General features: G+C 40.3%; 20 protein-coding genes. 1 reads left to right on the forward strand and 19 read right to left on the reverse strand.

Annotated features, from left to right (window positions below; genetic code table 11):
• The 4 genes from ACO1DI_RS06760 to mce form a co-directional block, all read right to left on the reverse strand.
• Entirely contained in the window at positions 1-1,362 is a 1,362-nt protein-coding gene (locus ACO1DI_RS06760) for an NAD(P)-dependent oxidoreductase (RefSeq protein ID WP_014458273.1), read from the reverse strand.
• A gap of 225 nt (positions 1,363-1,587) precedes the next feature.
• Entirely contained in the window at positions 1,588-2,706 is a 1,119-nt protein-coding gene (locus ACO1DI_RS06765; RefSeq protein ID WP_013084962.1) for a tripeptidase T, read from the reverse strand.
• A gap of 25 nt (positions 2,707-2,731) precedes the next feature.
• The gene (locus tag ACO1DI_RS06770) at positions 2,732-4,282 is read right to left on the reverse strand and encodes an acyl-CoA carboxylase subunit beta (protein ID WP_014458271.1); all 1,551 of its coding nucleotides are present in this window, start codon (positions 4,280-4,282) and stop codon (positions 2,732-2,734) included.
• Complete coding sequence (gene mce / locus ACO1DI_RS06775; RefSeq protein ID WP_209367833.1) at positions 4,275-4,700, reverse strand: methylmalonyl-CoA epimerase; 426 nt, start codon at positions 4,698-4,700, stop codon at positions 4,275-4,277. The genes ACO1DI_RS06770 and mce overlap by 8 nt, the downstream gene beginning before the upstream one ends.
• Before the next feature lie 148 nt (positions 4,701-4,848).
• On the opposite strand from mce, the gene prli42 reads away from it, so the two are divergent.
• A complete protein-coding gene (gene prli42 / locus ACO1DI_RS06780) occupies positions 4,849-4,944 on the forward strand; it encodes a stressosome-associated protein Prli42 (RefSeq protein ID WP_149917156.1) in 96 nt (31 codons plus the stop codon).
• Between the two features lie 74 nt (positions 4,945-5,018).
• Here prli42 and ACO1DI_RS06785 read toward each other — a convergent pair whose 3' ends face one another.
• The 15 genes from ACO1DI_RS06785 to bcd all read right to left on the reverse strand — a co-directional run bounded on the left by ACO1DI_RS06785 (position 5,019) and on the right by bcd (position 22,248).
• Positions 5,019-5,543: a L,D-transpeptidase gene (locus ACO1DI_RS06785; RefSeq protein WP_014458269.1), complete on the reverse strand. Its 525-nt coding sequence runs from the start codon at positions 5,541-5,543 to the stop codon at positions 5,019-5,021.
• A 98-nt stretch (positions 5,544-5,641) separates the two neighbouring features.
• Complete coding sequence (locus ACO1DI_RS06790; protein WP_013059112.1) at positions 5,642-6,592, reverse strand: aromatic acid exporter family protein; 951 nt, start codon at positions 6,590-6,592, stop codon at positions 5,642-5,644.
• 159 nt (positions 6,593-6,751) lie between these two features.
• A complete protein-coding gene (locus ACO1DI_RS06795) occupies positions 6,752-7,474 on the reverse strand; it encodes an amino acid ABC transporter ATP-binding protein (RefSeq protein ID WP_042991894.1) in 723 nt (240 codons plus the stop codon).
• Positions 7,467-8,126 carry an amino acid ABC transporter permease gene (locus tag ACO1DI_RS06800; protein ID WP_013059114.1) on the reverse strand — a complete coding sequence of 220 codons (660 nt, stop codon included), beginning with the start codon at positions 8,124-8,126 and terminating at the stop codon, positions 7,467-7,469. The genes ACO1DI_RS06795 and ACO1DI_RS06800 overlap by 8 nt, the downstream gene beginning before the upstream one ends.
• A 31-nt stretch (positions 8,127-8,157) precedes the next feature.
• Positions 8,158-8,961 (reverse strand): transporter substrate-binding domain-containing protein, encoded by an 804-nt coding sequence (locus tag ACO1DI_RS06805; RefSeq protein WP_371906159.1) that lies wholly within the window; start codon positions 8,959-8,961, stop codon positions 8,158-8,160.
• A 282-nt stretch (positions 8,962-9,243) separates the two neighbouring features.
• Complete coding sequence (locus tag ACO1DI_RS06810) at positions 9,244-9,681, reverse strand: BrxA/BrxB family bacilliredoxin (RefSeq protein WP_013084970.1); 438 nt, start codon at positions 9,679-9,681, stop codon at positions 9,244-9,246.
• A 192-nt stretch (positions 9,682-9,873) separates the two neighbouring features.
• Positions 9,874-10,869, reverse strand: coding sequence for a methylmalonyl Co-A mutase-associated GTPase MeaB (gene meaB, locus ACO1DI_RS06815; RefSeq protein WP_042991893.1), 996 nt, complete (start codon positions 10,867-10,869; stop codon positions 9,874-9,876).
• Positions 10,870-10,885: 16 nt separating this feature from the next.
• Complete coding sequence (gene scpA / locus ACO1DI_RS06820; RefSeq protein WP_423145178.1) at positions 10,886-13,036, reverse strand: methylmalonyl-CoA mutase; 2,151 nt, start codon at positions 13,034-13,036, stop codon at positions 10,886-10,888.
• On the reverse strand, positions 13,029-15,065 hold the full coding sequence (locus tag ACO1DI_RS06825; RefSeq protein ID WP_014458264.1) for a methylmalonyl-CoA mutase family protein: 2,037 nt from the start codon (positions 15,063-15,065) through the stop codon (positions 13,029-13,031). Before ACO1DI_RS06825 ends, scpA begins: the two co-directional genes overlap by 8 nt.
• Positions 15,066-15,222: 157 nt before the next feature.
• A complete protein-coding gene (locus tag ACO1DI_RS06830) occupies positions 15,223-16,494 on the reverse strand; it encodes a dihydrolipoamide acetyltransferase family protein (protein ID WP_226701627.1) in 1,272 nt (423 codons plus the stop codon).
• Between the two features lie 15 nt (positions 16,495-16,509).
• Entirely contained in the window at positions 16,510-17,493 is a 984-nt protein-coding gene (locus ACO1DI_RS06835) for an alpha-ketoacid dehydrogenase subunit beta (protein ID WP_013084975.1), read from the reverse strand.
• Between the two features lie 12 nt (positions 17,494-17,505).
• Entirely contained in the window at positions 17,506-18,498 is a 993-nt protein-coding gene (locus ACO1DI_RS06840; protein WP_014458261.1) for a thiamine pyrophosphate-dependent dehydrogenase E1 component subunit alpha, read from the reverse strand.
• A 20-nt stretch (positions 18,499-18,518) separates the two neighbouring features.
• Entirely contained in the window at positions 18,519-19,940 is a 1,422-nt protein-coding gene (gene lpdA / locus ACO1DI_RS06845; protein WP_423145179.1) for a dihydrolipoyl dehydrogenase, read from the reverse strand.
• A 28-nt stretch (positions 19,941-19,968) separates the two neighbouring features.
• Positions 19,969-21,048 (reverse strand): butyrate kinase, encoded by a 1,080-nt coding sequence (gene buk / locus ACO1DI_RS06850; protein WP_014458259.1) that lies wholly within the window; start codon positions 21,046-21,048, stop codon positions 19,969-19,971.
• 96 nt (positions 21,049-21,144) lie between these two features.
• Positions 21,145-22,248, reverse strand: coding sequence for a branched-chain amino acid dehydrogenase (gene bcd / locus ACO1DI_RS06855; RefSeq protein ID WP_013059125.1), 1,104 nt, complete (start codon positions 22,246-22,248; stop codon positions 21,145-21,147).
• Positions 22,249-22,254: the final 6 nt, after the last annotated feature.

Consider the following 22,254-nt stretch of genomic DNA (forward strand, 5'->3'; position numbering starts at 1 on the left):
TTAAGCTGTTTCCATTGTTTCTTTTGTTAACTGCATATGAATATTTAACGCCGTTTGTTTTCCTTGCTGAGCAGCGGTCACAACCATTGCTTCTCCTTGCCCTTTACCAAAAATAACGTCTCCACAAGCAAATACTTTTGGATTTGATGTTTGGAACGTCTCTTGATTGATTAAGACAACTCCGTCTTCATGATGCAGCTGGAATTGTTGAATCAAAGACAGGTACCGTTCTTGACCAATTGCTTTAACAACAGCATCGACTGGAATCGTAAATGTTGAACCTTCAACAGGAACAGGCTTTCTGCGGCCGTCTGCATCTGGATCTGTTAACGTCATTTTTACGCATTCAATCCCGCTCACCTTACCATTTTCATCTCCAATAATTCGTATAGGCGCCGTTAACCAGCGGAATTCAACACCATCTTGTTTCGCAAATTCAAATTCAAAATCATAGGCCGTCATTTCTTCTCGTGTACGACGGTATAAAATTTGAACATTTTCAGCTCCCAAGCGCACGGAACACGTAGCACCATCAATCGCAGTATTTCCCGCTCCAATGACGGCTACACGCTTACCCACAAATTCTGTTGATAGCGCTTCTGACTTCGTTTTTTTCACAAAATCAATCGCATCATACACACCGTCTAGCTCTTCACCTTCAACATGTAGAGAAGGCACCTTGCTCATACCAATAGCTAATACAACCGCGTCATATGACTGCAGCAATTCGCTTGGAAGAACATCTTCTCCAATTCTTACGTTTGTTTTAATTTTTACATCCAAGCTTTTTACTTGTTCAACTTCCCAAAATGAAATCGCTTGAGGAAGACGAAACGACACGATTCCATATGTATTTAACCCTCCTGCTTGTTTTTCCGCTTCAAAAATGGTTACATCATACCCAAATCGCGCCAGTTCTCTTGCTGCAGAGAGACCCGCCGGACCTCCACCAACAATTGCTACCTTTTTGCCGTTTGCTCTTCCTTTCTCAAACAGCACCTGTTCATTTTGAATAGCCCAATCCGTTGCGTAGCGCTGCAAATCTCCAATCATAATTGGTTTGGTTGAGTGGTTAAGCACACACGCTCCTTCACATAGTTCATCGGTTGGACAAACTCTCGAACAGCTTGCTCCTACGGGATTAGAAGACATAATCGTTTCGGCAGACCCCTTTAAATTGCCCGATGCAATTTTTTTAATAAACGTCGGGATGTCAATTCCTGTAGGGCATGCCTGAATACAGGGTGCATCATAACAGTACAAACATCGATTAGATTCTTCGACTGCTTCTCTATTTGACAACCCTTTTTCTACTTCATTAAAGTTTTGAATGATGGACTGCAAACTTTCCTGTGATCTCATTGCATCAACCTCCCAAGAATATCTGTTGATAAAACCAAAATTGAAAGCGCTTACATATTTTTTATATACGTTATTTTCAACTTCTACTTTGGTAAAATGTATTACTAACTTTATTGTACAAAACGACCGTCTTTTCTTCATTATACATTATGTTAAAAAATTCAGACTATTTACTATTCACTATGTAAAAAGCCTTGCTTTTATATAAAAGCAAGGCTGCAACTATTATTTTGCTACTTCTTTAATAATCGACACTACTAGTTCAGATGTCTTCACCAGTTCTTCTACCGGAATTTTTTCATTGGTTGTATGAATGTCTTCATAACCAACTGCTAAATTTACTGTTGGGATATCAAAGCCTGCGATTACATTTGCATCGCTTCCGCCTCCGCTTTGAAGCAGGCGTGAAGGACGATCGATATTAGCCACAGCTTTTTTAGCAACTTCGACAACATGATCTCCATCGCCAAATTTAAAGCCTGGATACATCACTTTAATATCAACTTCTGCACGTCCGCCCATCTCTTGTGCAGCTGTTTCAAACGCTTCTTTCATTTTCGCTACTTGTGCTTCCATTTTTTCTGGAATTAATGAACGAGCTTCTGCTAAAATATCGACGCGGTCACACACGATATTGGTTTGCGTTCCACCTTCAAAACGTCCAATATTCGCTGTAGTCTCTTCATCAATACGTCCAAGCGGCATTTTAGAAATGGCTCTCGAAGCAATCGTAATAGCAGAAACGCCTCGTTCAGGAGCTACACCTGCATGAGCTGTTTTTCCATAAATTGTTGCATTTACTTTTGCTTGCGTCGGCGCAGCAACAATAATGTCTCCCACTTTGCCATCGCTATCTAAAGCATAGCCGAATTTTGCCGTTACGAGACTAGAATCAAGAGCTTTAGCGCCCACTAAGCCAGATTCTTCTCCTACTGTAATAATAAATTCAATTTTGCCGTGCGCGATATTTTCTTCTTTTAATACGGTAATGGCTTCTAGCATTGCTGCTAAGCCTGCTTTATCATCCGCTCCAAGAATTGTCGTGCCGTCACTTTTAATATAGCCATCTTCAATAGACGGTTTAATACCGTTTCCAGGTACGACTGTATCCATATGAGAAGTAAAGTAGATTGTGTCTACTCCTTCTTTTGTAGCTGGCAGTGTGCAGATTAAGTTGTTGGCTCCGTGTCCGGTTTTTTCTTTGGCATCATCTTCTACTACTTCGACGCCTAATGCAGTAAATTTTTCTTTTAGTACAACAGCAATTTTTTCTTCATGCTTTGTTTCTGAGTCTACTTGTACTAATTCAATAAATAAATCAACGATTCGTTGTTCATTAATCATAATATGTAATCCCTCCAAAAATAACCTACAATGGTATGTTACCATGTTTTTTTGCTGGACGCTCTTCCTTTTTATTGTGCAACATTTCAAGCGCTTGTATTAATTTTATTCGTGTTTCCCGAGGATCAATAACATCATCCACCATTCCAGCGCTTGCTGCTACGTAAGGATTAGCAAATTTCTCGCGATACTGTTCAATTTTTTCATGTCTTGTTTCATCTGGGTTTTCACTGCCTCGAATGTCGTTTGCAAAGATAATATTTGCAGCACCTTGAGGACCCATAACAGCGATTTCTGCATTCGGCCACGAATACACAAGGTCCGCTCCAATCGATTTACTATTTAAAGCTACGTATGCACCTCCGTACGCCTTTCGCAAAATCACTGTGATTTTCGGAACGGTAGCTTCGGAGTATGCATATAAAATTTTAGCACCATGACGTATAATTCCGCCATGTTCCTGCTTGATACCTGGGAAAAAACCTGTAACATCTTCAAATGTAATAAGTGGGATATTAAATGAATCGCAAAATCGAATAAACCTTGCTGCTTTATCTGAGGAGTTAATATCTAAACTGCCTGCCATTACTTTAGGCTGGTTACACACAAGTCCGACAACTTTTCCATCTATGCGAGCAAAACCAATGACAATATTTCTTGCAAAGTCTTTTTGCACTTCAAAAAATGAGCGCTCGTCCACTACTTGCTGAATAACTTGACGCACATCGTAAGGGCGCACGGCATCAAACGGGACAACGTCTAATAAATCCGGACGATAATCATCAGACTCTGCTTTTGAGGCTAAAGGAGGCTGCTCTTGACTAGACTGAGGAAGATAGCTTAAGAGCGTTCGTACTTGTTCTAGCACCTCTTGTTCTGTTGCACCTCTAAAATGGGCATTACCGCTAATTTCGTTATGAACAGCTGCTCCTCCAAGATTTTCAGAGGAAATGCTTTCTCCCGTTACCGTTTCAATTACTTTTGGTCCTGTAATGAACATTTGACTTGTTTCTTCTACCATAAAAACAAAGTCCGTAATCGCCGGTGAGTACACGGCTCCGCCTGCACAAGGACCCATAATAACAGATATTTGAGGCATGACACCCGAATAAATGGCATTTCGATAAAAAATATGACCGTATCCATCAAGAGACATGACGCCCTCTTGAATACGAGCCCCGCCTGAATCATTTAAGCCAATAAACGGCACGCCTGTTTTAGCCGCTAAGTCCATTACGTGCGCAATTTTTTTAGCATGCATTTCACCTAACGCGCCTCCGAATACTGTAAAATCTTGCGAAAACAAGTAGACTGAGCGACCGTTTATCTTGCCGTAACCTGTTACTACCCCGTCTCCTGGTCCTACTTGATTATTCATACTGAAATCCGCACACCGATGTTCAATAAACGGATTTAATTCCACAAATGTATGTTCGTCCAAAAGAATTTCAATTCGTTCGCGCGCCGTTAGCTTTCCTTTATGGTGCTGTTTTTCAATTTTTTCGTCTCCACCGCCTAACTCGATCTTCCGACGCTTATCGTACAATTCATTTAATTTATCATAAATGTCAACCATGTTTCTTCTCCTCCTCTAGTGTTTTTTCACAGAGCTCATAAAGAACACCGTTTGCTGATTTTGGATGCAAAAAAGCAATGGATGCTTCCCCTGCGCCTTTTCGCGGAACATCGTCAATCATTTGTACACCCTTTTCCTTTAACTCGTTAATCCGTTCTTCAATCGTGCGCACACCTAAAGCAACATGATGAAGGCCTTCACCTCTCTTTTTGATAAACGCGCCGACCGCACTGTCTTCAAAGAGTGGCTCTAATAATTCAACTTTTACGTTGCCGCACTGAATAAAAGCAACTTTTACTCCTTGTTCTTCTACTTCTTCTACTTTTAATAGAGACAGTCCTAATACCTTTTCATAAAATGGGAGGCTGCCTTCAATTGATTTTACAGCTATTCCTATGTGGTCAATTCCTTTTATCACTTTCTCACCTCTTAAAAAAGCGTTTTCATTTACACATATTCTTGAAAACAAAAGAAATCTCCTGCTCGCGTATCTACAGAAAGTTGCTTGTCTAAGCAGCGGAAGACATGTAAAATAAGAAAAAAACGTGTAGGAGGACTTTGGTTGTATGTCTAATAAGAAAATCCAAAAAACCATTGTGTTTTTAATGCTTCTTGTCATGTTAATATCCACGCTTTTAGCGGGACTTGCCATGTGGTTTTAATCGGGACTGATGACGAAAAACATAGCTGCACTGCTGTTTCTGTGTGCAATGCAAACATATAAAAAGACTGGTGACTAGTCACCAGTCTTTTGCTGTATATTCACAATCCCTTTTTGGGCGGCTAACTCTTCAAAAGATTGATCTGTAGATACAATCCATACTTTTGTACCTAACGGGACTTGATCATATAGATGGCTTACTTCACGATTTTCTACGCGAATACAGCCATTCGATACATATTTACCGATGGAATCCGGCTGATTTGTACCATGAATGCCATAAATACGTCCGTCAGTCTCTCTTGCATCAAATCCAATCCACCTTACACCTAGAGGATTTTGAGGAGCGCCTCCTTCAATGTTACTTCTCCGATAATAAGGATTAACAGCTTTTACTGTTACCGTGAACTCTCCTTCGGGCGTCAGATTAACTGTTTTCCCCGTTGCTACTTTAATAATTTGTTTAATTTCTTTATTTTGAATATAAGCAAGCTCATTGCTTTGTTTATTAATAATAATATAAGGATCATTTGGCAACGGATTTTCTCCTAATGGCCAAACCGGAGATAGTAGTAAAAGGATAAAAGCAAACACATGCACGTAATCCACCACCTTACGTTAGTCCTAAGTAAAAGACAAGAGAGATATCTCTTGTCTTATTTAGTGTTCGTAAGCAAGATAAACAACATGCATGCTATTTAACTTATTTTTAAGGTTTGTTTAATAACCAAATATTGTTCAATTTCTTTGACTACGTGCAGTAAATCGGCACGCGCTTCAAACTCTTCCCGCGTTTTAGGAAGCGGCATCTCTGCAAACGCTTCTCGTAGATGCTGAAGTTTGGCTAAAAATAATTTTGCTGTATTACCAGGGTGGATGGATAGACTTAATTCTTCAATGAAATCGGCAATCATGTAGCGCTGTTCTACTACCAGATCAATAGCGGTAATGAGAGGAAGCGTGCGTTCAATAATTTCAAGCTGTTTTTCACGAATTTTAAAATAGCGGTAATAATAATTTTCCCCACGAACAAAATGATTTTCTACATCACGAAACGCAAGGCTTTTTGCTTTTTCTAAAATTTTTACCGTATCTGCAATTTCCTTACCGTCCCAACTGCTGTCATTGGTTCTGAGATACAGGGCGATTTCCTTTAACATCGACCGGAAATTTTCTTCAATTTCTTGCTGATACGTGCGAAGCTCTTGATCTAAACTTGGCATATATAAATTCACAAGCAGGGCAACACCTATCCCAATTACAATTAAGCCAAGTTCATTAAAGACGATTCCCCATGTCATATTGCCTTTGGAGTAAATATGAAGCAAAATAACGGAGCTTGTAACAATGCCTGCATTAACTTTGAATATAACCGTAACCGGGATAAACAAAAGCAGCATCAGTCCTATAACAAGTGGATGATAAGCAATCCCTTCAAAGAATATAAACGAAAACAGAATGGATAAAGAACAAGCAATAAAACGATCGCTTGCACTTCGCAACGATTTTTTCTTTGAATTTTGAATGCACAAAATGGTGATAATTCCAGCTGATACAAAAAACTCGAGGTGAAAGAACTGAGCTATAATAATAGCCAGTGATGTACCGACGGCTGTTTTAATTGTCCGGTACCCAATTTTAAATTTCATTTTCTAGACTCCTACATGTTGGTTTCTTTTTAGTGTGATAAAATACTCTATTCTTTATTAACACGAATAGAAAAATAACACAACCTTAAATCTTGTTGTACCGTATAAATTTCAATAAAAAAAGTGCAGAAAAGATCGTACTCTTCCTGCACTTTTTTATTATAAAATCTTTTCTAAGAAATCTTTAGCACGCTTGCTTTTAGGCGCTGAAAAAAATTCAGCCGGAGGCGCATCTTCAACAAGCACACCGCCGTCTAAAAACAGCACGCGATCTGCTACTTCTCGTGCAAATCCCATTTCATGCGTTACAATGACCATCGTCATTCCTGTTTCTGTTAGCGACTTCATTACATCTAGTACTTCTTTTACCATCTCTGGATCCAATGCTGATGTTGGTTCGTCAAACAGCATCACTTTCGGCTCCATTGCCAATGCTCTTGCAATAGCTACACGCTGCTTTTGACCGCCCGATAAGCGACTTGGAAACTCGTTGGCTTTTTGAGCAAGTCCAACTTTTTGGAGTAATTCTTTGCCTTTAGCAACAGCCGTTTCTCTTGACACGCCTTTTACCGTCATCGGAGCATACGTCAAATTTTCAAGCACGGTCATATGTGGAAACAAATGAAAATGCTGAAATACCATTCCTACATTTTCACGCACACGCATAATGTTTGTTTTTTTATCTGTAATCACTTGACCATTAATGGAAACTAATCCGCTCGTCGGTTCTTCAAGCAGGTTCATACAGCGTAAAAAAGTAGATTTACCAGAACCAGAAGGGCCAATAACAGCCACGACTTCCTTTTCGTTAATCGTAGTTGAAATACCTTTTAAAACTTCATTTTTACCAAATGATTTGTGTAAATTTTCAACGTTAATCACCTTTTCTCATTCTCCTCTCGACTGCTTTACCAAGGAGCGTTAAGCCCATTACCATTACATAATAAATCAACCCTGCAAAAATTAACGGTTCAAGGTAGGCGAATTTTTCTCCACCTACAATGTAAGCACGGCGCATAATATCAAGTGCTCCAATAACTGTAACGATAGCTGATTCTTTTGTTAATGTAATGAACTCATTCATTAAAGCAGGTAAAATATTTTTAAGTGCCTGTGGCAAAATAATTTGTCCCATCATGCGGCGATAAGGAATTCCTAACGCTAATGCCGCTTCACGCTGTCCTTTATCAACAGCTAAAATACCAGCGCGAATAATTTCAGATATATATGCTGCGGAGTTTAGTCCAAACGCAGCCACAGCCGCTGGAAACGGGGCAATATCAAACCCGAGCAGCTGAGGTAATCCAAAGTATATTAATAATAATTGCAGTACAAGCGGTGTTCCGCGAAACACGGACGTATATGCATCCGCAAACCATTGAAGAGGTTTATTGCGGCTGATTTTACATAAAGATAAAATAACTCCCAGCACAAACCCTAAGATTGCTGAAGCTAGGACTATCTGTATCGTTACCCCTATACCTTTTAAAATATAAGGCATAGAAGGCACGATTTGTGAAAAATCCAAATTCATGCCTAGTTCCATTCCTCTCTAACTATCATTCTTATTTTTGATCGTCAAACCACTTAACGATTAATTTATCTAATTCACCGTTTTCTTTCATTTTCTTTAATTCACGGTTAAAGTCATCCGTTAACTTACTGTCTTTAGGAAATGCGATTGCTGATCCTTTACTTGAATCGGGACGTCCTGTATCAGACATTTGCAAGCTTTTGTCTTTGTTCACATATCCTTTAGCTACTGTATCTTCAATAATCGCCGCATCAATACGATTTGATTTCATTTCTTGAATTAGTTCTGGAATACGGTCACGCGTTGTTACATTTACTCCGTCAACTTCTTTTGCAATTTCTTTTGCTTCGTCTGCTTGAATAGAAGAAGTTTGTACACCGACTGTTTTTCCTTTTAGTTCTTCCGCATTTTTAATTGGCGCATCTTTCTTCGATACAATCATGTTTTTTGCTTCATAGTATACGTCTGAGAAGTCCACGTTCTTTTTACGCTTTTCAGTTGGCGTCATACCAGCTAAAACTAAATCGACTTTATTAGATTGTAAAGCTGGAATTAATCCGCCAAATTCCATATCCTTCACCTGTACGTCATAGCCTAACTTTTTGCCGATTGCTTTTGCTAAATCTACGTCAAATCCAATTGCTTCACTATCACCTTTTGCCGTATCAATATATTCAAATGGTGGGTAATCTGCTGATGTTCCCATTACTAGTACTTTTTTATCTTTGTCGTCGCTGCCTGCTCCGCCATTAGACGTTCCTTCTCCTGCTCCGCATGCAGCTAAAACGCCTGCTGTTAAGAGACCAATTGCCGTTACCGATAACCACTTCTTCAATTTCATCTTCGTTCCCCCTAGTTTATTCCTTACATTATTTTTTAAAAATTGATAATATTATGAAATAAGTTTTTTACTATTGCAAGTAAATGTCGAAATTTAAATATATATTCATATAAATGTATTTTAACACAACATTATAAATATGCAATATCTTTTTTAAATATAAGTTTCACTATTTGAAAATACCTTTTCTCAACATTTTCCACTCGTTAGAAAGCCTGCATACAGATAGGTAAAAAAAGGTATAAAAAAAAGAAGCCGTTCAAAACGGCTTCTCTCTTACACTTCTTCACAATGCTGTTCGAATGCTTCTTGCAGCTTCATCACAACTGACATTGGCTCGTGGCCTTCAATTTCGTGACGCTCTACCATTGTGATAATTTTTCCGTCTTTTAATAAAGCGAAAGATGGAGATGAAGGTGGATAACCTTCAAAGTATTCGCGTGCACGCGCAGTTGCTTCTTTATCTTGCCCAGCAAATACTGTAACCAAGTTTGTTGGACGTTTATCATAATGTACAGCGTGCGCTGCAGCAGGTCTTGCAATACCTCCTGCACAACCGCAAACTGAATTCACCATTACAAGCGTTGTACCAGGCTGTTTAAACGTTTCATCTACCGCTTCAGCCGTCGTTAATTCTGTATAACCAGCAGCTGTAATTTCTTTACGGGCTTGACGAACAACGTCGTTCATAAACAAGTTAAAATCGATATTCATTTTCATACCTCCCTTTTGCTATCTATTCTTTATCATAGCAAACGAAAACTAAAAAGGCGATTGCTTTGACTCATTTTTTCTTGGTAATCAAGATTAAATAAGAAAAGAAATGGTGATACTATTTTTACAGCTAGAAAACCTTACTCTTAACTCCCTAGTGTAGAAGGATCCGCATAAAATGCAGGATCCTTTTTACATTTCTTTCATCGCCTGCTGATAGATTTTAATCAAGTGTTCGAGAGCTTCAGCCATTGTGGCATCTCCGGTCATCATTTGTTTTTCAACATCCCCTAATGTTTGCTTAACTAAAGGATGTTCATAAAATGATTCTTGTAAATATTCATTAACACTTGCCTGTAACCATGCCTTCATTTGCTTTTGTCTTACTGCATAAAACAGATCATTTTTATTCATCCATTCCTTATAGTCACAAATTATCTTCCATAAATGTTGAAACGACGCTTCTTCATAAGCAGAAGTTGTGATGACCTGTGGTTTCCATCCTCCGGAATGACCGTGAAGAAAACCAATGACACTTTTGTATTCTTTTGCAGTCACTTCTGCTTTTAACCGGTTATCCCCGTCTGCTTTATTTACACAAATCAAATTAACCCATTCAAGCAGTCCTTTTTTAATTCCTTGCAAATCATCTCCTGCTCCGGTTAAAGCAAGCATAACAAAGAAGTCTACCATCTCTTTTACAATCATTTCGCCTTGGCCAACACCCATCGTTTCGACGAATATGATGTTATATCCAGCCGCTTCACAAAGAAAAATGGCTTCTCTCGTTTTAAGATGAACACCTCCAAGCGTTCCTTGAGAAGGTGAAGGACGGACAAAAGCGTTCTCTTGTTTGGCAAGCAGCTCCATTCTTGTTTTATCTCCTAAAATACTTCCTCCAGACAAGGTACTACTTGGATCGACGGCCAAAACTGCAACGGAATGGCCATTTTTGCATAGGTACGATCCAAATTTGTCAATCAGCGTACTTTTTCCTGCTCCGGGTACGCCTGTAAAACCAATGCGTACTGAATGCCCCGTATGAGGATAGATTTCTTTAATCAGCTGTTGTGCTATTACTTTATGCTTCGGCGCTTTACTTTCAATTAAAGTAATGGCTTGAGCTAACGCTGTTCTTTTCCCTTCAAGCAGCCCTTGTTTATAATCTTGTACCGTTTTTAATTTCACCAATTGTCTTCACCAACTATTCTTCTAACCGTTTCTTTATTTCATGTAAGACGGAAACGGCTGCTTTTGGGATTACTGTTCCAGGTCCAAAGATAGCAGAAGCACCGTGCTCTAAAAGAAATGAGTAGTCTTGTTTAGGAATAACGCCTCCGACAATAACAACGATATCGTCGCGCTCTAATTTCTTTAACTCATCAACAAGCTGCGGCAGTAACGTTTTATGCCCGGCTGCCAAAGAGCTTATGCCAATCACATGTACGTCGTTTTCTACAGCTTGCCTTGCTGTCTCTTCAGGCGTTTGAAATAAAGGACCAATATCCACATCAAATCCAAGGTCAGCAAAGGCTGTTGAAATCACTTTCGATCCTCTGTCATGACCGTCTTGCCCCATTTTCGCGACTAAAATTCTTGGGCGTCTTCCTTCTTCCTCTAAAAATTCAGCCGTGAGCTTTCGAACTTCTTCGATTTGATCTCGATGCGCAAACTCCGCACTGTATACCCCGCTGACTGACTTAGAAGTAGCCTGATGTCTTCCAGCCACTTTCTCAATAGCTTCTGAAATTTCACCTAGTGTAGCTCTTGCTCTGGCAGCTTCAACCGCAAAAGCAAGGAGATTCCCTTCACCTGTTTTGGCACAAGTGGTCAGCCAATTAAGCGCTTCGATTACCGCTTGTTCGTTACGTTCACTGCGTATTTTCTTTAACTTTTCCAGCTGTTTCATTCGAACTGCTGTGTTATCAATATCAAGAATATCAAGCGGTTCTTCTTGCTCTGGCTGGAACTGGTTAACCCCTACAATAATTTCTGCCTCTGAGTCTATTCTTGCTTGTCTACGGGCAGCAGCTTCTTCTATCTTCATTTTAGGTACGCCTGCTTCTATTGCTTTTGTCATTCCGCCTAGCTTCTCTATTTCTTCAAGGTGCTTCCACGCTTTTATCATTAATTCATTCGTTAATGATTCCACATAATAAGAGCCTCCCCAAGGATCAATAACGGAACAAATCTCCGTTTCGTTTTGCAAATAAAGCTGCGTATTTCGAGCAATTCTAGCTGAAAAATCAGTCGGAAGAGCAATCGCTTCATCCAGTGCGTTTGTATGAAGCGACTGCGTATGACCTGATACTGCAGCTAGAGCTTCGACGCATGTTCTAATAACATTATTAAATGGATCCTGCTCTGTTAAGCTCCATCCGGACGTTTGAGAATGCGTTCTAAGAGCGAGTGATTTAGGATTATCCGGCTCAAACTGCTTCATTAGTTTTGCCCACAGCAGCCTCCCCGCTCTCATTTTCGCTACTTCCATAAAGTAGTTCATTCCAATTGCCCAGAAAAAGGATAGTCTCGGAGCAAATGCGTCAATTGTAATTCCCGCTTTCAAGCCGGTTCGTACATATTCAAGTCCGTCTGCAAGCGTATAAGCAAGCTCTAAGTCTGCTGGAGCGCCTGCTTCTTGCATATGATAGCCTGATATACTGATACTGTTAAATTTCGGCATGTACTCCGCTGTATATTTAAAAATATCCGCAATGATTCGCATTGACATTTCAGGAGGATAAATATACGTATTGCGCACCATATATTCTTTTAAAATATCGTTTTGAATCGTTCCAGCCAGCTTTTCTTTTTTTACGCCTTGTTCTTCAGCTGTTACGATGTAGAAAGCTAAAATAGGAAGCACCGCCCCGTTCATCGTCATCGACACGGACATTTGATCAAGCGGAATCCCTTCAAACAGCTGCTTCATATCAATCATTGAATCAATTGCCACGCCTGCTTTCCCTACATCTCCAACAACTCTTGGATGATCAGAGTCATAGCCGCGGTGGGTAGCGAGGTCAAAAGCAACAGACAGCCCTTTCTGTCCAGCAGCTAGGTTTCGGCGGTAAAAGGCATTGCTTTCCTCCGCCGTTGAGTATCCTGCATACTGTCTAATAGTCCAAGGCCGATTCACATACATCGTTGCATACGGTCCTCTCACAAACGGTGGGACACCAGGTGCAAAGTGAATAAAGTCGAGGTCATCTCTGTCTTTTTTTGTATATAATGATTTTAATTCAATTTGTTCATTTGTTTGAAAAGAAGTGAAGGAGCTTTGAATCACGTCATCTTCCCTTTGCTGCTTTGAAAACGATAATGGAATATTAAAAAAAGAAGGCTTTTTATACATGAACTTCTACCTCCAAAGCACATAATAACTTCTTAACGCATTGAATAACATTTGTCTTAGGATGTATGACGCTCATTACACCTTTTTGCTGCCACTGCGTTTTGCGTGATACATGTTCTTCTCCTACTACGTACACATAAACGGAATCTTCCTCAAAATAAGTCATCGCTTTTGTTAAGAGCTTTTCCACGAGTTCATCACTTCCACAGAGCACATATGCTTCGTGCTTTTGTTCATTCATCCAATCTGCTATCTCGACATAGGAATCTATGTTTTTAATTGTTTCACACGTAAAGCCTCCGCTTTCAAATAAAGACCGGGCGATCTCAGCTTTTTTACGGCTGCTAGGATCGGTGAGCTCCATAATGCCAATGCTCATCCCCTTTGTATAAACCCGTATTTTTTCAAACTTCTCTGCTGCTCTCCACTTAGTGAGCGGCACAATGCTGTCAGGCTGTGTCTGCTTCGCCATTTGTTTTAGCATCCACCCTGCTGTTACCCCTTTAGATGCTAGCTTTGTATAGTCCTCTAGCGAAAGATTTGAAAGAAATTCCGAAGCGTTCTGATCACTGTATTTATCCGTTTTTATTTCTTCTTTTTTAAACGGTGTGCTTTTTATCTCTTGAGATACATCCTGTTGCTTAGGAGCATAATGTGTGACTCCAATCAAGCGCTCAATTCGACACTCTATATCTTCTTGTCTTTTTACTTTCATTTGTTCAACTTCATCTTGAATTCGCCCTTGTTTTAAAGCTTCTTCCATTCCTCCGTAGTCTTCAATGTTGCCAAATAACTCCCAAGCTTTTGTCATTAATTCATGTGTGTAAGCTTCAACGTACCAAGAGCCTCCAGCAGGATCCATTACTTTTGATATATGTGTTTCGTGCTGCAAAATTAAGTGAGTGTTACGGGCAAGGCGATGAGCAAACTGAGAAGATGAGGATGTGACGGAATCATACGGTTCAATATGCAGACTATCCGCTCCTCCTACAATAGAAGCAAATGCTTGAACCGTGCTCCTTAATGCATTTGTATACATGTCTTCTTTAGACTGTGTAAGACGTGACGTTTCCGTATGGATAAACGGCACTGAAACGGCCGTGTCATCAAAAGCACGAACCACATTTGCCCAAAGCATGCGAAAAGCACGAAGTTTTGATATTTCCATAAATAAATGTGAGCTAACTGAAAAAGAAAAGGTCATGTGAGGTAAAACTTGATGTAAGGACAAACCGCGTTTCATGCATTCATCAATATACTGCACTCCTGTAGCAAGCATGTAAGCTAGTTCTTGCACAGCGTTTGCACCGCTGTTATGGTAAGGAATGCTCGATACAATGATCGTTTTAAGCTCTGGAACATTGCTGTGAGCCAAACGCGTTGCGTAAGCTAAATGATCGTATAAATCTCGAGTAGAAAGTGGAACTCTTCCATATTCAGCAAGGGTGCCGAGCGGATCCATTCCAACCGTACCTGTTAGCTGTCTAATCTCAAAGTTATGATCAACACAGTATGCTTTTAGAAACGAAAGAAGTGGAACGGATGTACATCCCGTATTTAAAAATAAAGGCACAGCTTCAAGAGCTACATGCTGAAACAACTGAGCAACATCCTCTAAAGTAGAAATTGTAGCGCCTGAGGCTACTTCAGCTTCAGTTGCTTCATCAACGTCTTTTCCTTGCCTCATTGCTTCACTGCACGTAAAAGCGGCCGTATTTTGTCCATTTCTCAAACTGTGTAAAAGAAGTTTATTGCTTTCTTTAATAGAAGGTAAGTCGATTTTTTGGGTGATTTCCCATTCCCCTAGTATGTATGATTCTTTACCGGCTCCTCTTAAACAATCTATTCCCGCCGGACTCTGCTGCAAGTAGTCTAAATGTGCCGTATCACTTTCAAAATAAAGCGGTTTCAAAAAGATGTTTTCTAACGTTTCTTTTGAGCGGAGCGCGGTGTTTTTGCTAACTTCCTGTGCCCAATCTTCTTTAGGTGTACGTGTAAATTCATGAAATGATAATGTATTTGTTTTCATTTCCATGCCCCTTTACAGTTAATAGCTGCCTGCTAGACCTAGATGATTACACTTTGAAGTTTGATGATTCTTCTTTTATTTTAATACATCTTTTACAAATTGTTCAATCATTGCTTCAAAATAAAAAAGCAAATGGAGAAAGCTCCATTTGCTTTTTTTAATAGACGGACGTATTCTCTTTAGACGTTGATTCTAAAATCTCTTTAACTCTTGCCAAGAATCTGCCGCACACCAAGCCGTCTAACACGCGGTGATCAAGTGATAAACATAAGTTAACCATATCTCGAACAGCAATCATGTTATCAATAATAACCGGACGTTTTAGAATAGATTCTACTTGTAAAATAGCCGCTTGCGGGTAATTAATAATCCCCATTGATTGCACGGAACCAAATGAGCCTGTATTGTTAACAGTAAACGTTCCGCCCTGCATGTCTTCAGACTTCAATGAACCCGTACGAACTTTTTGCGCGAGTTCTGTAATTTCACGCGCAATGCCTTTGATTGTCTTTTCATCGGCTTGTTTAATAACCGGCACAAATAAAGCATCGTCTGTTGCAACAGCAATGGATACATTAATATCTTTTTTCTGGACAATACGGTCTCCTGCCCACATTGAATTCATTTGAGGGAATTCTTTTAAAGCCTGAGCCACTGCTTTTACGAAGAACGCAAAATACGTTAAGTTAAAACCTTCTTTTTGTTTAAACTCCGCCTTTAATGAATCACGATAAGAAACTAAGTTCGTTACATCAACTTCAACCATTGTCCATGCATGCGGAATTTCATGCTTGCTGCGAAGCATATTTGCCGCAATAGCTTTACGCACACCTGTAACAGGAATTTCTTGATCTCCTGCTGCAGATACAACAGGCGCAGGCTGCTGCGCTTTTGAAACAGCTTTTGGAGCAGATTCTGCTACAGGTGCCTCTGTTTGAACTGTTGGTGCAGGCGTTTCTTTCGCTTCAGCAGCTCCACCTTTTTCGATAACTGCTAAAATATCTTTTCTTGTAATGCGGCCGCCCGCACCTGTTCCTGCCACGGTATCTAAATTAATATTATGCTCTTGTGACAGACGCATAACAGCTGGAGAGTATCGGCTTTTATTGGATTGACTGTCCGCTGTTTTTGGCGCTGATTCTTCTACAGTCTTATCAGACGTTTTTTGTTCTTTTTGAGGTACAGTTCCTTCTACTTCAATTAAACAAATCACTTCTCCTACAGGCAAAGTATCATCTTCACCTGCAATTAACTCTTTAATTGTTCCGCTAAAAGAAGAAGGCACTTCAGCATTTACTTTATCCGTCATGACTTCAGCTAATGGGTCGTACTTATTTACGTGATCTCCCACAGAAACGAGCCATTTGCTAATTGTACCCTCTGTTACACTTTCACCGAGCTGCGGCATCGTAATTTTTTCAATAGCCAATTGATACAACTCCTTTTAAAATTGAGCTAATTCTCTCATTGCTTTTTCTACTTTATCTGGATTTACCATAAAATATTTTTCCATTGTTGGTGCATACGGCATAGCTGGAACATCAGGGCCAGCAAGGCGCTGAATTGGCGCATCTAAATCGAATAAGCAGTGTTCAGCAATAATAGCTGCTACTTCGCTCATAATGCTGCCTTCTTTGTTGTCTTCCGTTAAAAGCAGGACCTTACCTGTTTTAGATGCTGCTTCAATAATAGCTTCTTTATCAAGCGGATAGACCGTTCTTAAGTCTAAGATGTGTGCTGAAATACCGTCTGCTTCCAGTTTTTCAGCAGCTTGAAGAGCAAAGTGTACACAAAGACCATATGTAATAACCGTGATGTCGTCTCCTTCTCTCTTTACATCTGCTTTGCCAATCGGAAGTACATAATCATCTTCAGGGACTTCTCCTTTAATCAAACGGTACGCACGCTTATGCTCAAAGAAAAGAACTGGATCATCATCACGAATAGCTGCTTTTAATAATCCTTTTACATCATAAGGCGTAGAAGGCATCACAATCTTTAACCCTGGCGTATTGGCAAATAGTGCTTCAACAGATTGAGAATGATAAAGAGCACCGTGAACTCCGCCGCCGTAAGGAGCTCGAATTGTAATTGGACAACTCCAATCATTATTAGAACGATAGCGAATTTTCGCTGCTTCTGACACAATTTGATTGACTGCAGGCATAATAAAATCAGCAAACTGCATTTCAGCAATCGGACGCATGCCGTACATTGCCGCTCCGATTCCTACGCCTGCAATAGCAGACTCTGCAAGAGGTGTGTCAATAACTCTTTCTTCTCCGAACTGTTCGTACAGTCCGTTGGTTGCTTTAAATACGCCGCCTTTTTTCCCTACGTCTTCTCCTAATACAAACACGCGGGAATCTCTTTCCATTTCTTCACGAATGGCCATTGTTACTGCATCAATATATGAAATAACCGGCATATGTTCTCCTCCTTACTCACCGTACACGTATTTTAAAGCCGATTCCGCTTCTGCATAAGGAGCGTTTTCAGCATAATCTGTTGCATCATTAACGATGTTCATAATATCATCAAGCATTTGTTTTTCTCGTTCATCGGTTAACACGTTAACCTCTTTTAAATAAGCCGCAAAGTACGCAAGCGGATCACTCTTTTTAGCTTCAGACAATTCTTCTGCGCCGCGATATGCACGATCATCGTCATCACTTGAATGGGCAGTCAAACGCTCTGAAACAGTTTCAATAAGAGTAGGCCCTTCTCCTCTGGATGCACGATCTCTTGCTTCTTTTACCACTCGGTATACTTCAAGGACGTCGTTTCCATCAATTGTGTAGCCTGGCATACCATATCCAATCGCACGATCAGATACTTTTGCGCATCCTAGCTGCTTTTCAACCGGAACAGAAATCGCATACTTGTTATTTTCACACATAAAGATAACAGGAAGCTTATGAACACCTGCAAAGTTCGCGCCTTCATGGAAATCTCCTTGGTTAGAAGATCCTTCTCCAAACGTGACAAACGTGACTAAGTCTTTTTTCTCCAACCGTCCTGCTAAAGCGATTCCTACTGCATGAGGCACCTGTGTTGTAACTGGAGAAGATCCTGTTACAATTCGCTTTTCTTTATGGCCAAAGTGACCTGGCATTTGACGACCTCCTGAGTTTGGATCTTCTGCTTTAGCAAACCCAGAAAGCATTAAATCGCGCGCGGTCATTCCAAATGCCAGCACAACACCCAGATCGCGGTAATAAGGTAATATGTAATCATTCTCTCTGTTTAAGGCAAAAGCTGCGCCAACTTGAGCGGCTTCTTGACCTTGACATGAAATAACAAAAGGCACCTTCCCTGCACGGTTTAATAGCCACATACGCTCATCAATTTTTCGTGCAAGCAGCATAGTGCGGTACATTTCAAGTACTTGTTCATCAGTTAATCCTAATGATTCATGACGGTTTTTTGTCATGTTTAAACCTCCTTTAATCATCAAAAATGAATCGCTTTTCCATCTACAGCTAATGAAGCTTCTCCCATCGCTTCTGAAAGGCTAGGATGAGGATGAATGGTATGAGCAATTTCCCATGGTGTAGCATCCAATACCTTTGCAAGACCCGCTTCAGAAATCATATCCGTCACGTGAGGTCCAATCATATGCACACCAAGAACATCATTTGTGTCGGCATCGGCAATAATTTTAACAAATCCCTCTGCCTCTCCATATACAAGAGCTTTTCCAACAGCCTTAAACGGAAACTTTCCAACCTTCAGCTGAAATCCTTGCTGTTTTGCTTCTTGTTCTGTTAATCCTACACTTGCTGCCTCCGGGCTGCTGTATACGCATTTAGAGATTGTTGTGTAATCAATCTTCAAAGGCTTTTCACCATGTAAATGCTCAACAGCTACAATTCCTTCGTGAGAAGCTACATGTGCAAGCTGCAGTCCACCAATCACATCTCCAATTGCGTAGATATGAGATTCTTTCGTTTGATAAAAATCATTCGTGGCAATCACACCGTTTTCTACTACAATATCGGTATTCTCGAGACCAATTCCTTCGACATTCGCTTGACGCCCTACAGATACAAGCAGCTTTTCTGCTTTATATTCTTGCATATCGTCTCCTACTTGAGCCGAAATTTTCACCTGACCACCAATAGACAGTGTATCAGCCATTACTTTAGCAGAAGTAACAATGGTCACTCCTTTTGCTTTTAAAAGCTTCGTCATTTCACGGGAGATATCCTGATCTTCTGTTGGTAAAATTTGATCGCTGTATTCAATAACCGTTACATCAACATCAAAATCTGTGAGCATTGACGCCCATTCAATTCCAATGACTCCGCCTCCCACAATAATAATAGAAGCAGGAAGTGTTTCCATCTTTAATGCTTCATCTGAAGTGATTACTTTCTCTCCGTCAATCGTTAAACCAGGTAATGTTCTAGGACGAGACCCTGTTGCAACAATTACATTTTTTGGAATTAACATTTCGTTTTCTTCACCGCTTTTTAATTCGACGGAGATGGTTCCTGGCATAGGAGAAAAAATAGAAGGTCCTAAAATACGGCCGATTCCTTCATATACGTCAATTTTACCTTTTTTCATTAGCTGCTTGACACCATTATGTAACTGTGAAACAATTTCTGACTTTCGTTCTTGGACACGTGCATAGTTCAATAGTACATTGGACGTTTCTACGCCAAATTCACTGCTTTTCTTAGCCGTTTGATAGACTTCTGCACTTCTTAGTAAAGCTTTGCTTGGGATACACCCTGCGTGCAGGCATGTGCCGCCTAACTTATTTTTTTCCACAACCGCTACCGATAGACCTAACTGAGAGGCACGAATAGCTGCTACGTACCCTCCGGTTCCACCACCGAGAATGACCAAATCATATTCTTTTGCCACACTGCTTCACACCTTTCTGCAAACGCTATTAAGCGCCTTTATATTCCTTCACTTCTTCTTCACCTGTAAGCACTCGGAGAGCCCCTTCAGCTAGCGCTTGAAGCTCATTTTCTCCAGGATAAACAATGACATCTGCAATCCACTTTACATGATTAATAATCAGCTCAACAAAGGCTTTTGAATAAGCAATGCCTCCCGTTAAAATAATGGCATCTACTTTTCCATGCAATACCGTACCGGCAGCTCCAATTTCCTTCGAAATTTGATAAGCCATTGCTTCGTAGATAAGCTTCGCTTTTTCGTTTCCATTTTTCACTAGCGCTTCGACTTTCTGCACGTCAGATGTGCCCAAATAACCGACAAGCCCGCCTTTTCCTACAAGCATTTTCATAATCTCCTCGCGGTAATACTGACCTGAAAAGCAAAGACGAACTAATTCACCAACCGGTACACCGCCAGCGCGCTCTGGACTAAAAGGACCGTCGCCGTGCAGGCCATTGTTCACATCAATTACTTTTCCGCATTTGTGAACTCCAACTGTAATGCCTCCACCCATATGGGTAACAATAACGTTCATTTGTTCATATGTGCTATTCATTTCTTTAGCTACTTTTCGAGCAACCGATTTTTGATTCAGCGCGTGAAAGATGCTTTTCCTTTCCATAAAAGGCGTTCCTGAGATACGAGCGATGTCACTTAGCTCATCTACCACCACTGGGTCAACAATGTACGCTGGAATATTTAGTCCAGACGCAATCTCAAACGCTAAAATTCCGCCTAAATTTGAAGCATGATGGCCGGCATAACCGTCTTTTAAATCTTTGAGCATGGCTTGATTTACTTCGTATGTGCCGCCTTCAATCGGGCGTAAAAGCCCTCCTCTTCCACATACTGCACTTAATTTAGATAAATTAATCCCTTCTTCATCAAGTGCCTCTAAAATCGAGTTTTTACGGAACTCATACTGTGCATATATCGTCTCAAACTGATTCATTTGCTGTGAATCGTAGCGGATTGTTCGATCAAAAATTGGTTTATCGTTGTGAAACACGCCAATTTTTGTGGACGTTGAACCCGGATTTATTATCAGCATTCGATATTCGTGCATATCCAACACATGTCCTCCTACCTTATCATTCTCATAAACGAAGGCTAGGTCGAAAGGATTTCATTTATTCCTTTTGCCTAGCCTTCAGCTCAAACATTAGCGCGTATGACGTCTACTTAAAATATGCTGTCCATTTTGTAAAAATTGACTGCGTGAACGACGCAGCTTTTCAATTCTTTCTTCAGCTAAGCGATCTGCTGCTAGATAGGTTGGAATACCATCTCTCTTCGAGATTTCAACTACCTTTTCAATATTATCATAAATACCTTCAACTTTTTTCAGCGCACGCTCACGGTTATATCCAACTAGCTCATCAGCTACGTTAATAACGCCTCCTGCGTTAATAACATAGTCCGGTGCATATACAATGCCTAATTCATGAATTAAATCACCATGACGCGTTTCTTTCAATTGATTATTAGCTGCCCCTGCAATAACTTTTGCTTTTATTTGAGGGATCGTTTCATCGTTAATCGTTGCTCCGAGTGCACAAGGAGCATAGATATCACATTCTACACCATAAATATCATTCGGGTCTACTGCTTGCGCACCAAATTCTTCTACCGCACGCTGAACAGCTTCTTTATTAATATCCGTTACAATAAGTTTCGCTCCTTCTTCGTGAAGGTGGCGGCATAAATTGTATGCTACGTTTCCTACACCTTGGACAGCTACTACTTTTCCTTCAAGCATATCTGTTCCAAACGCTTCTTTTGCTGCTGCTTTAATTCCTCGGTATACACCGTAAGCTGTGACTGGTGATGGATTGCCTGATGAACCAAAAGCAGGAGATACACCCGTTACATAATCCGTTTCCTCATATACAATATCCATATCCTCTACCGTTGTGCCCACATCTTCTGCTGTAATATATCGACCATTTAACCCTTGAATAAAGCGGCCAAATGCACGGAACATCGCTTCATTTTTGTCTTTGCGAGGATCTCCGATAATAACCGTTTTCCCTCCTCCTAAATTCAAGCCTGCTGCTGCATTTTTATAAGTCATTCCGCGTGATAGACGAAGAGCATCTTCAATTGCAGCCTCTTCTGATTCATATGTCCACATTCTCGTACCGCCTAGAGCTGGTCCAATTGTTGTATCGTGAATCGCAATAATGGCTTTTAAGCCTGAATCTTTATCTTGGCAAAATAATAACTGCTCATAATCGTATGTTTCCATATAGTCAAAAATTTTCATTGTTAG

Origin of the sequence: Priestia sp. 40 (assembly GCF_049368575.1) — a bacterium.
Classification (GTDB): domain Bacteria; phylum Bacillota; class Bacilli; order Bacillales; family Bacillaceae_H; genus Priestia; species Priestia zanthoxyli.

Bases quoted from the DNA above. Each gene is read 5' to 3' on its own strand.
- ACO1DI_RS06790 (WP_013059112.1), bottom strand. From the start codon at position 6,592: ATGAAATTTAAAATTGGGTACCGGACAATTAAAACAGCCGTCGGTACA.
- ACO1DI_RS06835 (WP_013084975.1), bottom strand. From the start codon at position 17,493: ATGCCGGTTATTTCATATATTGATGCAGTAACAATGGCCATTCGTGAA.
- scpA (WP_423145178.1), bottom strand. From the start codon at position 13,036: ATGTATAAAAAGCCTTCTTTTTTTAATATTCCATTATCGTTTTCAAAG.
- ACO1DI_RS06760 (WP_014458273.1), bottom strand. From the start codon at position 1,362: ATGAGATCACAGGAAAGTTTGCAGTCCATCATTCAAAACTTTAATGAA.
- ACO1DI_RS06810 (WP_013084970.1), bottom strand. From the start codon at position 9,681: ATGAATATCGATTTTAACTTGTTTATGAACGACGTTGTTCGTCAAGCC.
- ACO1DI_RS06765 (WP_013084962.1), bottom strand. From the start codon at position 2,706: ATGATTAATGAACAACGAATCGTTGATTTATTTATTGAATTAGTACAA.
- bcd (WP_013059125.1), bottom strand. From the start codon at position 22,248: ATGAAAATTTTTGACTATATGGAAACATACGATTATGAGCAGTTATTA.
- ACO1DI_RS06825 (WP_014458264.1), bottom strand. From the start codon at position 15,065: ATGAAAACAAATACATTATCATTTCATGAATTTACACGTACACCTAAA.
- ACO1DI_RS06800 (WP_013059114.1), bottom strand. From the start codon at position 8,126: ATGAATTTGGATTTTTCACAAATCGTGCCTTCTATGCCTTATATTTTA.
- ACO1DI_RS06770 (WP_014458271.1), bottom strand. From the start codon at position 4,282: ATGGTTGACATTTATGATAAATTAAATGAATTGTACGATAAGCGTCGG.
- ACO1DI_RS06840 (WP_014458261.1), bottom strand. From the start codon at position 18,498: ATGACAAAAAACCGTCATGAATCATTAGGATTAACTGATGAACAAGTA.
- prli42 (WP_149917156.1), top strand. From the start codon at position 4,849: ATGTCTAATAAGAAAATCCAAAAAACCATTGTGTTTTTAATGCTTCTT.
- buk (WP_014458259.1), bottom strand. From the start codon at position 21,048: ATGCACGAATATCGAATGCTGATAATAAATCCGGGTTCAACGTCCACA.